17 protein-coding genes are annotated in these 15,022 nt (G+C 69.8%); 5 read left to right on the forward strand and 12 right to left on the reverse strand.

The annotated features are described in order from the left end of the window. Positions 1–11: 11 nt before the first annotated feature. Genes I8E28_RS17465 through nadC form a run of 5 tightly spaced genes read right to left on the reverse strand, consistent with a single transcriptional unit; the run spans position 12 to position 3,769 of the window. Positions 12–515: a GNAT family N-acetyltransferase gene (locus I8E28_RS17465; protein ID WP_200789424.1), complete on the reverse strand. Its 504-nt coding sequence runs from the start codon at positions 513–515 to the stop codon at positions 12–14. Then, positions 508–1,281 (reverse strand): GNAT family N-acetyltransferase, encoded by a 774-nt coding sequence (locus I8E28_RS20975; RefSeq protein WP_200789427.1) that lies wholly within the window; start codon positions 1,279–1,281, stop codon positions 508–510. Before I8E28_RS20975 ends, I8E28_RS17465 begins: the two co-directional genes overlap by 8 nt. A 43-nt stretch (positions 1,282–1,324) precedes the next feature. After that, complete coding sequence (locus I8E28_RS17475; protein WP_200789429.1) at positions 1,325–1,783, reverse strand: YfcE family phosphodiesterase; 459 nt, start codon at positions 1,781–1,783, stop codon at positions 1,325–1,327. 4 nt (positions 1,784–1,787) lie between these two features. Further along, positions 1,788–2,903 carry a quinolinate synthase NadA gene (gene nadA, locus I8E28_RS17480; protein ID WP_200789432.1) on the reverse strand — a complete coding sequence of 372 codons (1,116 nt, stop codon included), beginning with the start codon at positions 2,901–2,903 and terminating at the stop codon, positions 1,788–1,790. A gap of 2 nt (positions 2,904–2,905) precedes the next feature. Further along, complete coding sequence (nadC, locus tag I8E28_RS17485; protein WP_200789435.1) at positions 2,906–3,769, reverse strand: carboxylating nicotinate-nucleotide diphosphorylase; 864 nt, start codon at positions 3,767–3,769, stop codon at positions 2,906–2,908. Between the two features lie 83 nt (positions 3,770–3,852). Between nadC and I8E28_RS17490 the strand changes: the two genes are divergently transcribed. Next, positions 3,853–4,173 carry a thioredoxin family protein gene (locus I8E28_RS17490; protein ID WP_200789439.1) on the forward strand — a complete coding sequence of 107 codons (321 nt, stop codon included), beginning with the start codon at positions 3,853–3,855 and terminating at the stop codon, positions 4,171–4,173. Between the two features lie 16 nt (positions 4,174–4,189). On the opposite strand, the gene I8E28_RS17495 is transcribed toward I8E28_RS17490, so the two are convergent. The 5 genes from I8E28_RS17495 to I8E28_RS17515 form a co-directional block, all read right to left on the reverse strand. Further along, positions 4,190–4,840, reverse strand: coding sequence for a hypothetical protein (locus I8E28_RS17495; RefSeq protein ID WP_200789442.1), 651 nt, complete (start codon positions 4,838–4,840; stop codon positions 4,190–4,192). Between the two features lie 61 nt (positions 4,841–4,901). Further along, positions 4,902–5,915, reverse strand: coding sequence for an NAD(P)H-dependent glycerol-3-phosphate dehydrogenase (locus tag I8E28_RS17500; protein WP_200789445.1), 1,014 nt, complete (start codon positions 5,913–5,915; stop codon positions 4,902–4,904). A 16-nt stretch (positions 5,916–5,931) separates the two neighbouring features. Beyond that, entirely contained in the window at positions 5,932–6,408 is a 477-nt protein-coding gene (gene secB / locus I8E28_RS17505; RefSeq protein WP_200789448.1) for a protein-export chaperone SecB, read from the reverse strand. 103 nt (positions 6,409–6,511) lie between these two features. Next, positions 6,512–6,772: a glutaredoxin 3 gene (gene grxC, locus I8E28_RS17510; protein ID WP_200789450.1), complete on the reverse strand. Its 261-nt coding sequence runs from the start codon at positions 6,770–6,772 to the stop codon at positions 6,512–6,514. A 17-nt stretch (positions 6,773–6,789) separates the two neighbouring features. Next, positions 6,790–7,197, reverse strand: a complete 408-nt coding sequence (locus I8E28_RS17515) for a rhodanese-like domain-containing protein (RefSeq protein ID WP_200789453.1) — start codon at positions 7,195–7,197, stop codon at positions 6,790–6,792. Positions 7,198–7,270: 73 nt separating this feature from the next. Here I8E28_RS17515 and gpmA point away from each other — a divergent pair, with 73 nt between their 5' ends. The 3 genes from gpmA (at position 7,271) to I8E28_RS17530 (ending at position 10,474) form a co-directional block, all read left to right on the forward strand. Then, a complete protein-coding gene (gene gpmA / locus I8E28_RS17520; RefSeq protein WP_200789456.1) occupies positions 7,271–8,014 on the forward strand; it encodes a 2,3-diphosphoglycerate-dependent phosphoglycerate mutase in 744 nt (247 codons plus the stop codon). Positions 8,015–8,142: 128 nt separating this feature from the next. Then, complete coding sequence (locus I8E28_RS17525; protein WP_200789458.1) at positions 8,143–9,585, forward strand: S41 family peptidase; 1,443 nt, start codon at positions 8,143–8,145, stop codon at positions 9,583–9,585. Positions 9,586–9,715: 130 nt separating this feature from the next. Beyond that, positions 9,716–10,474, forward strand: coding sequence for a HesA/MoeB/ThiF family protein (locus tag I8E28_RS17530; RefSeq protein ID WP_200789461.1), 759 nt, complete (start codon positions 9,716–9,718; stop codon positions 10,472–10,474). Positions 10,475–10,490: 16 nt separating this feature from the next. On the opposite strand, the gene I8E28_RS17535 is transcribed toward I8E28_RS17530, so the two are convergent. Together I8E28_RS17535 and I8E28_RS17540 are read right to left on the reverse strand one after the other, a co-directional pair. After that, positions 10,491–12,599 carry an AsmA family protein gene (locus tag I8E28_RS17535; RefSeq protein ID WP_200789464.1) on the reverse strand — a complete coding sequence of 703 codons (2,109 nt, stop codon included), beginning with the start codon at positions 12,597–12,599 and terminating at the stop codon, positions 10,491–10,493. Positions 12,600–12,792: 193 nt separating this feature from the next. Further along, positions 12,793–13,446, reverse strand: coding sequence for a response regulator (locus I8E28_RS17540; protein ID WP_200789466.1), 654 nt, complete (start codon positions 13,444–13,446; stop codon positions 12,793–12,795). Here I8E28_RS17540 and I8E28_RS17545 point away from each other — a divergent pair. Further along, on the forward strand, positions 13,417–14,895 hold the full coding sequence (locus I8E28_RS17545) for a CHASE3 domain-containing protein (protein WP_200789469.1): 1,479 nt from the start codon (positions 13,417–13,419) through the stop codon (positions 14,893–14,895). The two genes, I8E28_RS17540 and I8E28_RS17545, sit on opposite strands and share 30 nt — an antisense overlap. Positions 14,896–15,022 lie beyond the last annotated feature (127 nt).

Below are 15,022 nucleotides of genomic sequence, written 5' to 3' on the forward strand. Positions count from 1 at the left end.
TCACCCACGGATCAGTCGGCCACGATCGCCCAGCGTTCGTGGTCCCGCCAGCGGCCGCCGATCTTCAGGTAGCGCGGGGAGAAGCCTTCCTTGCGGAAGCCGCAGGCGCGCACCAGCGCGATCGATCGTTCGTTGGCGGGCTGGATGTTGGCCTCCAGCCGATGCAGGTTCATCGTGCGGAACGCGTGCCGCACCACCGCCGACAGCCCCTCGCGCATCAGCCCCTTGCCTTCCTGGCCGGCGAAGGCGTAGTACCCGAGGTAGCCGCTGCGGAAGTTGCCGAGCACGACATTGGTGAGGTTCACCACGCCGACGAACGCGCCGTCGTCGCGGCGGCACACGAGGAACGGCTTCTGGCCGGGCTCCAGCATGCGTTCGAGGAAGGTGATGTACGCCTCGCGGGTGGCGGGCGGGTGCACCCAGCCGCGATGCAGCGCCCGGCTGGCGCGGACGGCGGCGAGAAACTCGTTCGCGTCGCGCCTGGTGGGCGACCGCAGCACGACGCGGTCAGGCATCGCCACCCTGCCCTCCGTCCATCCCGGGCCGGAACCGCTCCATCGCCGTGGCGGGATTCACGGGCGCGGTGAAGCCGAACTGCGCGTACAGCCCATGCGCGTCGGCCGTGTGCAAGGTGAACCGCCGCAGCCCTTGCAGGTCCGGGTGGGCGAGTACCGCTTGCACCAGCGCCTTGGCGTAGCCGCGGCCGCGATGCGAAGGCAGCACGAACACATCGACCAGGTTCGCGAACGTCGCGCGGTCCGTGATCACGCGCGCGAAGGCGACCTGCTCGTTCGCGACGAAGCCCGGGAAGCACAGCGAATGCGCCAGCGCCTTGCGTACCGTCTCCAGCGGGATCCCCTTGGCCCAGGCGGACTGCTCGCTGAGGAAGCGGTGCACCAGGTCGACGTCGATCGCGCGAGGGTCGGTGGTGACGCGCAAGCCGCCAACGGTGGTCTCGCTGACGGAGTCGAGCGGACCGCGCGGGGACCACACCGCGACGGAATACGGGAACAGCTCGGCGCGGAAGACGCCCTCATGGATCGCCGGGTCGTCCTGCATGATCGCGCGCGCCTCGCGCTCGTCGGCCGCTTCGTAGATGGCGATGCCGAACGTCGCGGCGCCGCTGTCTGTCGTGCGGCCGGCCAGCAGCAGGGTGCCGCGCGCCGCGAGGCCCTGCAGGTAGGCGAAGTGCTCGCCGACGAGCCGCGCCTCCTCGGGCGTCGGGCCCTCGGTGAGCATGGCGGAACGGGCGGGCTGGATGCGGTAGAGGAACTGCGGCATGCGCTCTCCTGCGGCGGAGGGCGGCAGTCTAGCCCGGCCGTGGTCAGGCCGCGAACGTTTCCAGGCGCGCCTGCACGCGGCCGCCGTCGACGAGCAACTCACCGGCCGAGATCGGCAGCTTGAAGCGTCGCGGCCCCGCGCTGCCGGGGTTCACGTACAACACCCCGCCCTCCTCGCGCGCCAGCGGCTTGTGCGAGTGACCCGAGACGACCACGCGGGCGCCGCTGCGCTCGGCCCGGTCGCGCAGGTCCTTCAGGTCGTGGATCACCAGCAGGTTCACGCCGCCGAGCGTGGGCGTTTCCACCTCGCGCAACTGGGTGGCCCAGGCGCCGCGGTCGTTGTTGCCGCGGACCACCGTCAGCGGCGCGAGGGCGCGCAAGGCGTCGAGCACCTGCGGGCTGCAGATGTCGCCGGCATGCACGATGTGGTCGCTGCCGCGCAGGTACTCGAGGACCGCGGGCCGCAGGAGGTCGTGCGTGTCGGAAACGAGCCCGATGCGCACGGACTCAGGCGGCGCCGATGTTCGGCACCAGCGCGCCGGCCGGCTGGCCGTTCTTCAGCGCCGCGGTGAAGGCCAGCATGCGATCGATCGGCAACCGTGCGCGCTCGCCGACAGCGGGGTCGACGTGGATCTCGTTTGCGCCGGTCCCGAGCACGTGCGCCAATCCCGCCAGTCCATTCATCGCCATCCAGGGGCAATGCGCGCAGCTCTTGCACGTGGCGCTGTTGCCAGCGGTCGGCGCCTCGTAGAACACCTTGCCCGGGTTCAGCGTGCGCAGCTTGTGCATCATCCCGTTGTCGGTGGCGACGATGAACTCGCGCGCGTCCATCTCGCGCGCCGCCTTCAGGATGGCGGATGTCGAGCCGACCGCGTCGGCGAGCGCCACCACGTCGGCCGGCGACTCGGGGTGCACCAGCACCTTGGCGTGCGGATGCTCCTTCTTCAGGGCTTCCAGCTCGAACCCCTTGAACTCGTCGTGCACGATGCACGAGCCGTTCCAGAACACCATGTCGGCGCCGGTCTCGCGCTGGATGTAGCCGCCCAGGTGCCGGTCCGGCGCCCACAGGATCTTGTGGCCCTTGTCCTTGAGCGCGCGCACGATGTCCAGCGCGCAGCTGGACGTCACGAGCCAGTCGGAGCGTGCCTTCACGGCGGCGCTGGTGTTCGCGTAAACGACCACCGTGCGGTCCGGATGCTGGTCGCAGAACGCGGAGAACTCCGCGATCGGGCAGCCCAGGTCCAGCGAGCAGGTGGCGTCCAGGTCGGGCATCAGCACGCGCTTGTCCGGCGACAGGATCTTGGCCGTCTCGCCCATGAAGCGCACGCCGGACACCACCAGCGTCTTGGCCGGATGGTCACGACCGAACCGCGCCATCTCGAGCGAGTCGCTGACGATGCCGCCGGTCTCCTCGGCCAGGTCCTGCAGGTCCGGGTGCACGTAGTAGTGCGACACCAGCACCGCGTCCTGCTCCTTGAGCAGGCGCTTGATGCGCGCCTTCAGCTCGGTGCGCTCGGCCGGCGAGGGCTCGACCGGCACGCGTGCCCACGCGTGCTTCGTTTCGCACACGCTGCCTTCGGGCTGCTCGTACTCGACGTCCTTGATGGGGATGACCGCACTCATCGTCACAGGTCCTGGAAGCGCATGGAGTAGTCCGTCGCCTTCACGTCTTTCGTGAGGGTCCCGATCGAGATGCGGTCGACGCCGGTTTCCGCAAGGGCCCGCAGGCCGTCCAGCGTGACGCCGCCGGAGATCTCGAGGATCGCGCGGCCCGCGTTGATGCGCACGGCTTCGCGCAGCGTGGGGAGGTCCATGTTGTCCAGCAGGACCATGCGCGCGCCGGCGCGCAGGGCCTCTTCGAGCTGCACCAGCGTCTCGACTTCCACTTCGATGAAGGCGGCATTCGCGGCCGCGTCCTGCGCCGCCTTCAACACCGCGGAGATGCCGCCTGCCGCGGCGATGTGGTTCTCCTTGACCAGCACCGCGTCGTACAGGCCGATGCGGTGGTTGGTGCCGCCACCCGTGCGCACCGCGTACTTCTGCGCGAGGCGCAGCCCCGGCAGCGTCTTGCGCGTGTCGACGATGTGCGCCTTCGTGCCGCGGACGGCTTCGACGTACGTTGCCGTCTTGGTGGCCACGCCGCTGAGCAATTGCAGGAAGTTCAGGGCGGTGCGTTCGGCGGTGAGCAGCGCGCGCGCCTGGCCGCGGATTTCCACGACGGGCTGGCCGATGCGCGTGCGGCGGCCTTCCGGCACCGCCCACGTGATGGTGGCCTGCGGGTCGAGCTGGTGGACGGTGGCGACGAACCACGGGCCGCCGCAGACGACGGCTTCCTCGCGCGCGATGACCAACGCACGGGCACGTCGAGCGGGGTCGACCAGGCCGGCGGTGAGGTCACCGCCGCCGACGTCTTCCTGCAGGGCGCGGGCCGCGTCGGCGCGCGCCAGCTCGGCGATGGCGGCCGGACTGAAATCGAAAACTGGGGGCATCGGGCGAGCATAGCGGCACCGCGTTGGCACCATGTGCGGCAAGGTCGCCCCCCTGTCGTGCGCGGCGGCCCACAATCGACGCCATGGAAACGGCCTATCTCTCCCAGGAACCCAGCCGTGCCGAGATGGACGGCATGGCGGGCGCGGTCCTGCTCGAATTCGGCACCCCGTGGTGCGGCTGGTGCCGCGGCGCGCAGCCGAAGATCGCGCAGGCGCTCGGGACGCACCCGGGCGTGCAGCACGTGAAGGTCGAGGACGGCAGCGGCCGCCCGCTCGGCCGCTCCTACCGCGTCAAGCTGTGGCCCACCCTCGTCTTCCTGCGCGATGGCCAGGAAGTCGAGCGCCTCGTGCGCCCGCAGGACGCAGCGGAGATCGAGCAGGCGCTGGCACGCATCGACGCGTGAGCGCCCGCCGCCCCGCTCAGTCGGTCGCGAAGCAGTACAGCAGGCCGGCGCTGCCGGTTGACGCCAGCCCGCTGGTGCTGCAGCCGCGCGAGCCGTGGGACGAATTCCAGGATACGTTGGCGACCGGGTCGGGGTTGGTTCCCTTGCGGTCGTGGTGCCCCATGAGCACAGAGCCCTCGTCGCTGCTGGTGTAGTTGCGGCACGTCGTGTCGTTGGCGGCGGTGGACGCGCGGCCATCCGGCATCGAGCCGGTCAGGATGTCATGCATGTTTGGCGTGTCGCCGCTGCCGTTGACGACGGCACCCTTCTCGGTGAGCGACGTGTCCTTCCCGAGCTTGTTGTTCGCGCTGTGCAGGTCGTCCACGCTGGTGGCGACCACCACGCCCTTCGCGTTCTTCCACGGACCCTTGCCGATGCGGTCGCGCGCGTTCGTGCCGCCGGCGCCCGTCGTGCTCAGGTACGCGCGCCAGGTGTGGTCGCCGCCGCCCACGGCGGTGGCCAGCGCCTGGCAGTGCTGGTCGGCGCCGGCCAGGCCACCGAAATCCGCGCCCTTCCCGGGATTGGCGCTGGTGATGAAGAAGCCCATCGGCGACTTCGGCTTGGTGGCGCACGACGCGAGGGCTGCGATCGCGCCGGCGATGAGGAGGAGGCGAGCGGAACGGTGCATGGGGCGTTCTCCGGTTGTTGAATGGCCAGTCTGGCCACGCCGCCATGGGACGGCATCCGGATCAACGCGGAGGGCTCGCGGCGTATTCCGCGGCGGGGTCGCGACCCATCAGCGCGGCGACCGCTTCAATGGGCCGCACTCGCCCATCGAGCAACTCCACGACGGCGGCGGCCACGGGCATGTCGACTCCCAGGCGCGCGGCGCGATCGACGACGGTGCGTGCCGTCGGCACACCTTCCGCCACGTGCCCGAGCGACGCGACGGCATCCTGCAGGCTGCGGCCCTGCGCGAGCAGCAGGCCGACCTGGCGGTTGCGACTGAGGTCGCCGGTGGCCGTGAGCACCAGGTCGCCGAGGCCGGACAGGCCCATGAAGGTGTCGGCGCGGCCCCCGAGCGCGATGCCCAGGCGCGTCATCTCGGCGAGCCCGCGCGTGACGAGCGCGGCGCGTGCGTTCAGGCCCAGCGAGAGGCCGTCGCACAGCCCGCAGGCGATGGCCAGCACGTTCTTCACCGCGCCACCCACTTCGGCGCCGGCGAGATCGTCGTTCGCGTACACGCGCAGCGCGGGGCCGTGGAACGCTGCCACGAGCGCATCGCGCACTTCGGCGTGGGCGCTGGCCGCGACGAGTGCCGTCGGCTGTGAGCGGGCAACCTCCTGCGCGAAGCTCGGGCCGGTGAGCACGCCGGCTTTCAATGCCGGCGCGACTTCGGCCTGGACCTCGTGGCCCAGCAAGCCGTACGGGCGGCCTTCGGCCGGTTCGAACCCCTTGCACAACCACGCGACGGGCACACGCGTCGACGCCAGCTGCGTGAGCATCCCGCGCAGCCCCGCCATCGGCGTGGCGACCAGCACCAGGTCGTGCTCCATCGCGAGCGCCGCGGGATCCGTGGCGCCTTCGACGTGCAGGGAGGGAGGAAGCGCGATGCCGGGCAGATAGCGCCGGTTTTCGCGCGCGGCGCCGATGGCCCCGGCTTGGGCGGCGTCACGCGCCCACAGGGTGACCGCGTGGCGCCCGGCCGCGCTCGCGGCAAGGGCCGTGCCCCAGGCGCCGGCCCCGAGCACGAGCAGCCTCATGGCGAGCGGGACGGCCTCAGGCCGTCGTGATGATGGAGGGCTGCTGGCCCTGCTGCTGCGCGAGCTGCGCCTGCTGCTGCTCGTACATGCTCTGGAAGTTGATCTCGGCCAGGTGCACGGTCGGGAAGCCGGCGCGCGTGACGATGTCCGCGACGTTGGAACGCAGGTACGGGTACACGATCTGCGGGCAGGCGATGCCCAGGATCGGGCTCAGCTGGTCGTCGGGCAGGTTGCGGATCTCGAAGATGCCGGCCTGCTTGGCCTCCACCAGGAACACCGTCTTGTCCTTGATCTTCGTGGTCACGGTCGCGGTGATGGCGACCTCGAAGATGCCCTCGACGACCGGCGCGGCTTCGACGCCGAGCTGGATGTCGACGGTGGGCTGCTCCTGCTCCAGCAGGATCTGCGGCGAATTGGGCTGCTCCAGCGACGCTTCCTTGAGGTAGACGCGCTGGATCTGGAAGACGGGGTCCTGCTGTTGCTGGTCGGCCATGAATGTGCTCGGTGAGGAAAAGAAGCGGCCCGCCGGGTCTTGCCCGCGGGCCGGGGTCCAGGATCGGATTATCTCAGGCCGGGCGGCGGCACCCGGCCACGGCTCAGCTGCCTTGCAGCAGCGGCACGAGGCCGCCGCGCTGGTCGAGGTCCACCAGGTCGTCGCAGCCGCCGACGTGGGTGTCGCCGATGAAGATCTGCGGCACGGTGCGGCGCCCCGTGATTTCCATCATCTTCATGCGTTCCTGCGGCTGGGCGTCGACACGGATTTCGTTGATGTGGTCCACGCCCTTGGCCTTCAGGATCTGCTTGGCCCGGATGCAGTACGGGCAGACGGCGGTGGTGTACATCGTGACGGGTTGCATGCGTGGCGGTCCTGCTTTCAAGCCTTCTCGACCGGCAGGTTAGCGTCTTTCCACGCGCGCAGGCCGCCGTCCAGGGCTTGGGCCTTGTCGTAACCCAGTTTCTTGGCGACGGCGACCGCGCGGGTCGCGCGCGCGCCGGTGGCGCACACCAGGATGAGCGGCAGCCCCTTGTTCTTCACGACCTCGGGCAGGCGCTGCTCGAGCTGGCCGAAGGGCACGCTGCGCGCGCCGCCCACGTGGCCGGCCGCGTACTCGTCGGGCTCGCTCACGTCGACGACGATCGCCTTCTCGCGGTTGATCAGGTGCACCGCACCCGCGGCGCCGAGCCCGCCGCCCATGCCGCCCCGCAGGACGGGCCACAGCAGCATGCCGCCGGAGGTCAGCGCGACCGCGATCAGCACCCAGTTCTTGATGACGAAATCCATTGCTGTCCCAAAGCGCACCACGGCGCCAAACCCGCGATTCTAGAATTTGTCCTTTGCCCGCCCCACAACACCCATGTACAAGCTCGTGCTGGTTCGCCACGGCGAATCGACCTGGAACCTCGAGAACCGCTTCACCGGCTGGACCGACGTCGACCTGACGCCCACCGGCATCGAGCAGGCCAAGACGGCCGGCCGCCTGCTCAAGGCCGAGGGCTATGAATTCGACGTCTGCCACACCAGCGTCCTCAAGCGCGCCATCCACACGCTGTGGCACTGCCTCGACGAGATGGACCGCGCCTGGCTGCCCACGGTGAAGTCGTGGCGCCTCAACGAGCGGCACTACGGCGGCCTGCAGGGCCTGAACAAGGCCGAGACCGCGAAGAAGTACGGCGACGACCAGGTGCTGGTCTGGCGCCGCAGCTACGACGTGCCGCCGCCGCCGCTGGAAGCCGGCGATCCGCGCGCCGAAGGGGCCGATCCGCGTTACGCGCGGTTGCAACCGGGCGAGGTACCGTTGACCGAGTGCCTCAAGGACACGGTGGCCCGCGTGCTGCCCTACTGGAACGAGTCGATGGCACCGGCCATCAAGGCCGGCAAGCGGCTGCTGGTGTCGGCGCACGGCAATTCGATCCGGGCCCTGGTGAAGTACCTGGACGGCATCTCGGATGCCGACATCGTCGGCCTCAACATCCCCAACGGCATCCCGCTGGTCTACGAACTGGACGCGGACCTGAAGCCGATCCGGCACTACTACCTCGGCGATGCCGAAGCGGCCGCGAAGGCCGCCGCCGCGGTGGCCGCGCAAGGCAAGGGCTGAGGCCCATCCGGGCGCTCCGGGTTTTTTGCACGTGGGCGCCCGCTCTTCCGGAACCAGCGGCCGCCGCGACGGTCTGAGCCTGTTCTCAGGTGTATAAAGAGCCTTCGCGAGAGGATGTTTCCCTTCCCATGAGCCAGAAACTCAAGATTGCCGGCTGGATTTCGGTGGGCGCGCTGGCCGGCGCGCTGACCACGGTGTCGCTGCAGACCGTGGCCCGAAGCTCGGCGCTGGCCCCCCTGCCTCTGGAAGAACTCCAGCAAATGGCCGCCGTGTTCGGGATGATCAAGACCGACTACGTCGAGCCGGTCGACGAGCACAAGCTGATCAGCGATGCCATCGCCGGCATGGTCGCCAGCCTCGACCCGCACTCGCAGTACTTCGACAAGAAGTCGTACAAGGAATTCCGCGAAGGCACGTCCGGCCGCTTCGTCGGCGTCGGCATCGAGATCTCGCAGGAAGAAGGCCTGGTCAAGGTCGTGTCCCCGATCGAGGGCTCGCCCGCCTACCGCGCCGGCCTCAAGCCCAACGACCTGATCACCAAGATCGACGACACCGTCGTCAAGGGCCTGACGCTGTCCGAAGCCGTCAAGAAGATGCGCGGCGAGCCGAACACCAAGGTCACGCTCACCATCTTCCGCAAGGACGAGAACCGCTCCTTCCCGGTGACCATCACGCGCGAGGAAATCCGCACCCAGTCCGTCAAGGGCAAGGTGATGGAGCCCGGCTACGCGTGGATCCGACTGTCGCAGTTCCAGGAGCGCACGGTCGACGACTTCGTGCGCAAGGTCGACGAGATCTACAAGCAGGAGCCCAATCTCAAGGGCATGGTGCTGGACCTGCGCAACGACCCGGGTGGCCTGCTCGATGCGGCCGTGGCCATCTCCGCGGCCTTCCTGCCCGAGAACGTGAGCGTGGTGTCCACCAACGGCCAGCTGCCCGAGAGCAAGTTCGTCTACAAGGCCGCGCCGGAGTTCTACCAGCGCCGCGCCGGGTCCGACCCGCTGCGCCGCCTGCCCGCCGGCCTGAAGAACGTGCCGCTGGTGGTGCTGGTCAACGAAGGTTCCGCGTCCGCCAGCGAGATCGTCGCCGGCGCGCTGCAGGACCACAAGCGCGCGATGGTGCTGGGCAGCCAGACCTTCGGCAAGGGCTCGGTGCAGACCGTGCGTCCGCTCGGCCCCGACACCGGCCTGAAGCTCACGACGGCCCGCTACTACACGCCCAGCGGCAAGTCGATCCAGGCCAAGGGCATCGTCCCCGACGTGCTGGTCGACGAGACCGAGGAAGGCAACATCTTCTCGCTGCTGCGCACCCGCGAGGCCGATCTCGAGAAGCACCTCAATAGCGGCCAGGGCCCCGAGGTGAAGGACGCCGCGCGCGAGAAGCTCCGCGAGGAAGCCCGCAAGAAGGCCGAGGAGGAAGCGCGCAAGCCGGTGGCCGAGCGCAAGTTCCCCGAGTTCGGCACCGAGAAGGACTTCCAGCTCGTGCAGGCGCTCAACCAGCTCAAGGGCCGTCCGGTGCTCGTGAGCAAGACGCAGGTGATCGAGAGCAAGCTCGAGAAGAAGGAGAACTGACCTGCACGGAGCCGCAGGCTCCGAAGCAGGTCATCCCGGCGAAGGCCGGGATCTCGCGGGACACGCGGGGCGATCCAAGACCAAGGCCGGCGCAAGCCGGCCTTTTTCGTTGTCGCGCACAATCCCGCGGATGACCGACGACGAGCTGCTGCGCTACTCGCGCCACATCCTGCTGGAAGAGATCGGCGTCGAGGGCCAGGAACGGCTGGCGCGCTCGCACGTGCTCGTCATCGGCGCCGGCGGCCTCGGCTCGCCGGTGGCGCTGTACCTCGGCACGGCGGGCATCGGCCGCATCACGCTGGTCGACGCCGACGAGGTCGACCTCACCAACCTGCAGCGCCAGCTGGCGCATGCGATGGACCGCCTCGGCCAGCCCAAGGCGCTGTCGGCCCGCACCGCCATCGCCGCCTTGAACCCGCACGTGCAGGTGGAAGCCGTCGTCGCCCGCGCGGACGCGGACTCGCTCGATCGCCTGGTCGCCAACGCCGACATCGTGGTCGACTGCTGCGACAACTTCGCGACGCGGCAGGCGGTCAACGCGGCCTGCGTGCGGCACGCGCGGCCGCTGGTGTCCGGCGCGGCCATCCGCTTCGACGGGCAACTGGCCGTGTTCGACACGCGCGACCCGCACTCCCCTTGCTACGCCTGCGTGTTCCCAGCGGATGCAGTGCCGGAGGAAACGCGGTGCGCCACGATGGGCGTGTTCGCGCCGCTGGTGGGCATCGTCGGCTCGATGCAGGCCGCCGAGGCGCTCAAGATCGCCTCGGGTGCCGGCGAGCCACTGGTGGGCCAGTTGCTGATGCTGGACGCGCGCACGATGGAGTGGACGCGCCTGCGCACGCCGCGGCGAGCCACCTGCCCCGTCTGCGGCACGCGGCCGCTGGCCTGACCCCGGGACTTGCTGTCTAGCGCTTCGGCGCGGACGCCGGGCGCCCCGCCCCCATGCGCTTGCCGTCGTCCACCGTCTTGCCGCCGGCGCCGGCCACGGGCGGCGCGGTCTTCTCGACGCGCGCTTCCGCCCTCCCGGCTTGCGCATGCTTCAGGGTCGCGACGCAATCGGCGTCCTGGCCGGGGCCCGTCTCGATCGTTGCGAACAGCGCCATCAGCGGATTGACCGCTCCCAGGCCGACCGCCGCCAGCGCGCGCTTCGCGACCGCCACCTTGTCCAGTCCCACCTCCGGGTGGCCGAACGTGCCCGCCACCTTGAGTGGCGAGCGCAGGCTGAGGAAGCTCTTGTCCTTGGGCTGCGGCTTGATGTAGATGTCCATCTGCTCGGTGCCCAGGTTCACCTTCGCGGCGCCGTTGAACACCGTGTCGTTGGTGTCGAACAGCAGGGCACGCGACGTCAGCACGCCGTCGTCGACGTCGAACGCCGCGACCGCGCAGCGCACGCCGACGCGCCGGTCGCCCTCGGTGAAGAACTTGATGATCTCGCCGCCGTCCAGGCCGGCGATCTCCAGCGCCAGGTTGCTGATCTCGCCCTTGCCCATGAGCAAGGCGAGCCGGCCGTTGGACGTCGACAGCATCTCGTGCACCGAGGCGCCCCGTGCAGCGAGGTCGACCTGCGCCTGCAGCTTGCCGATGCTGTTGCGCATCGACTCCGACATCGGGACCAGCTTCGAAAGCTCCAGGGCGCGGCCGTCGAGGCGCGCTTTCGCCTGCACCGGCTTCGCGTTGGCGTCGATGCGCACGGTACCTTCGACCTCGCCACCGGCGACGCCCATGTTCAGCGGGTCCAGCAGCAGAACGCCGTTGCGCAGGCGCACGTGCGTCGCCATCCGGTCGAGCGGCAGGCCCTTCGCGTTCACGATGCGCGCCGCATCGACCTCGACGTCGGCGTCCATGCTCTTGAGCCGGCTGACGTCCAGCGGCGCATCGGGGAGCACCTTGCGATTGGGATCGCGCGGCTCCTTCGGCTTGCCCTTCCTGCCCTTGCCGGCCGGCTGCGCGGCGGCCACCTGCTTCGTCGCCGCCTTCTTCGGGTCCTCGTCCATGCCGATCACGGCGGCGAGGTCCACGAAGTCCAGGAACTTCGAGCGCAGCAGCCCCTTGAGCACGGGCTTGCTGTCGTTCATCGCGAAGGTGAGGTCGCCCGCGATGTCGGAGCGCCCCAGCTTGCCCTCGATGCCGGTGGCCTGCCAAGTCTCGCCGCGCCGCTGCAGGCGGCCCGCGACGGAATAACGCGGCGTGTCGGGCAGCACCACGCCCACCAGCTTGTACAGCTGCGCGAGGTTGTCGCCCTGCAGGCGGAATTCCGCGTTCGCGCCGTCGAGGGTGGCCACGCTGGCCACCGACCCGTGAGCCTGCAGCGTGGTCGCGCCGGCGCGCAATTGCACTTCGGCGGGAAACGGCTTCTGGAGCGGCTGGCTCAGGTACAGGACGTCGCCCGTGCGGCCTTCCGCGGTGAACTGCTGCTCGCGCCACGTGCCTCCCGCCTTGAAGTGCAACGGCAGGTCGGCCGCATCCTTGGCGCCGTGCTGCAAGCCGAACTGCGCGCGCACGTCGGCGCCCTGGTGCTTGGCGACGTAATGCGCCTCGCCCTGGTCGACGACGAACGCCCCGATGTCGGGGACGTTCTTCTCGTCCTTCGTGTCCTCGCCGAGCGCCCAGGTCTTGCGGCCATCGGGCTCCACCTGCAATCCCAGCTGCGGCTTGGTCAGGCGGATCATCGGCATCTCGATGCGCCGTTGCAGCAGCAGCGGCAACAGGCGGATCTCCACTTCCGCGGCGTCCGCGCGCACCAGGTACCGGTCCTGCGCCCAGTCGGGATTGGCGAACTGCACGCCGTCCATCAGCACGCGCGTGGTGCGGCCGACCTTCACGTCCAGGTGGCGCGTGATCGCGAACTCGCGGCCCGTCTTCTTCGTGACGTAGCGGTTGATCGGGCCGCGCAGCGTGTCCCACGGGAAGAACGCGATGAGCACCACGAGCAGCAGTGCGATCACTGCGATGGCGAGGAGCACCTTGGCCCACCACGGGGAGTGGCGGCCCCGGGCAAGGACGTGCGTCTGCATGGTGGCCTGTCTGGGTGCGCCGGCCGCGCCTCGGGCCGAAATGGTGGCCGACCGGAACTGCTGGCCCAGTCTGGGCGCCGCGCGAGGCTCGGCCGGTCAGTGCCCCCCGTGAGCCACTGTCGTCCGGGCTCCTACAACGCAAGAGCCCCCGGCAGCATCGCTGGCGGGGGCCCGTGGCCTGGATCGCGTGCGATCAGTCGATCAACTTGTTCTTCAGCGCGTAGTAGGTGAGGTCGCTGTTGGAGGCGAGGTTCATCTTCTCCATCAGCCGCGTGCGGTACGTGCTCACCGTCTTCACCGACAGCGACAGGGCCTTGGCGATGTCGCCGGCCGTCTCGCCCTTCGCGAGCTTGAGGAACACCTGGAACTCGCGTTCGGACAGCTGCTCGTGCGGCGCGCCGCCTTCCTTGCGATTGAGCTGCGACGCGAGCAGTTCGGCGACCGCGGGCGAGATGTAGCGGCGGCCCAGCGCGATGGTGCGGCGGCCCAGCGCGATGGTGCGGATCGCGTTGACGATCTCCATCGGCTCGCATTCCTTGTTGAGGTAGCCGCTCGCGCCCTGGCGGATCAGGTTCATCGCGTAGTGCTCCTCCGGGTAGCCCGAGAGGATCAGGATGCCGACGTCCGGCGCCTTGGCCCGGATCATGCCCAGCGCATCGATACCGCTCTGCCCCGGCATCGACAGGTCCATCACCAGCACGTCGAGCTCGGTGGTGCGCACCAGGTCGATGGCCTCGCGGCCACTGGCTGCCTCCCCGACGACGCGCAGGTCGACCTGTTCGGAGAAGAACTGCTTCAACCCCGAACGCACGATGGCATGGTCATCCACAATGCCGACTTTGATCATGTCTGTACTCTTTCCAGCGCCCCGCGCTCGGCCCATTGTGGCCCAAGACGCGAAGCAAATGGCCTACCCTTCAGCCATGATTATTCAGCTTTTCGGGGCCATTGGGGGGCGTTGCGGGTGAGATTCCAACTGCCGGGCTCATCGCGCCAGTCCATCGCCGGCCTGTTGCTGGCGCTGCTGGCGGCCTGCGTCCTGGTGGGCGCCAACGAGGCCGGGCACGCTAGCTCGTCCGCTGCATTGCGCGAGATGGCGCGGCAGTCCGAGGCACGGTCGTCCTTGCAGCAGCTGCAGCAGCAGGTGCTCGACGCGCAGTCCGCGCAGCGCGCATTTCTCCTGACCGGCGACCCTCGCTACCTGCAACCGTACGACGCCGCGGTAGCCCAGGTGGGCCATGTCCTCGCGGAACTTCGGCGCGCCCTGGCCCGCACGGATGAGCTTGGCGTGGATGCGCTCGCGCGCGACGTCCAGCGCCAGCTCGTGGACATGGACCGCACCGTGCGCATGCGCCGCCAGGCCGGCGAGGACGCGGCCCAGTCGGTCGTGCTCACCGATCTCGGGCAGGACACCACGGACGCCATCCGGGCGCAGGTGTCGAAGCTGGATGCGGCGACCGCTGCCCGCATCGACGCGAGCCAGGCGCGGGTGCGCGATGCGATGCGGCTGTCGCGAATCGGCATGGTGGTGGCGGCGCTGCTGCTGCTCGCGGCGTGGTGGTCGCTGCGCCGGGCAGCCTCGCGCCATTCCCCGGATGCGCGTGGCGCGAGTGAGCCCGTCGGCCCGGAGGCCCGCGATCGCAACGCGAGCCTGGCGGACCTCGCGACGCACCTGCAGCAGGAACGCGAGGCCGAGCGCGCGCACCTGGCGCGCGAACTGCACGACGAACTCGGCGCGCTGCTCACGGCGGCCAAGCTCGATGTGGCACGCATGAAGTCCAGGCTCGGGAACGAAGCGCCCGAGATCGCGCAACGCCTGCAGCATCTGGCCGACACCCTGAACAGCGGCATCGCGCTGAAGCGCCGCATCATCGAGGACCTGCGGCCCTCCTCGCTCTCGAACCTGGGCCTCACACCCTCGCTGGAGATCCTCGCGCGCGAATTCGCGGAGCGCTCGGGCGTGGAGGTCACGACGCGATTCGAACCGGTGGACGTGGACGAAGCGCACCAGCTGACGATCTACCGCGTCATGCAGGAATCGCTCGCCAACGTGGCCCGGCATGCGCAGGCGCAACATGTGCAGATCGCGCTCGTGCCGCAAGACGGCGCGGCGCAGGCCACGGTGCAGGACGACGGCGCGGGGTTCGATTCCATTGGCGGCACGACCGCGGGACACGGATTGGCCGCGATCCGGCACCGTATCGAGGCCGCCGGCGGCCGGTTCGCGATCGACTCGGCCCCGGGCCGCGGCACGCGCGTGACCGCGTCGCTGCCCCTGCGCGCCGCGCAGGCGTGACGCCCGCCGGGCTGTCGGCGCACTCCTACGCCGCCCCGCCTCCCGCACCGACAGCCGGTCACGCCCGGGGCTGATCAGCCAGCCCAGCGGCGGCCCCGCACACTCCTCGAGTCCGTGCAAGGCAAGT

The sequence above is a fragment of the Ramlibacter algicola genome (assembly GCF_016641735.1).
Lineage (GTDB): Bacteria > Pseudomonadota > Gammaproteobacteria > Burkholderiales > Burkholderiaceae_C > Ramlibacter > Ramlibacter algicola.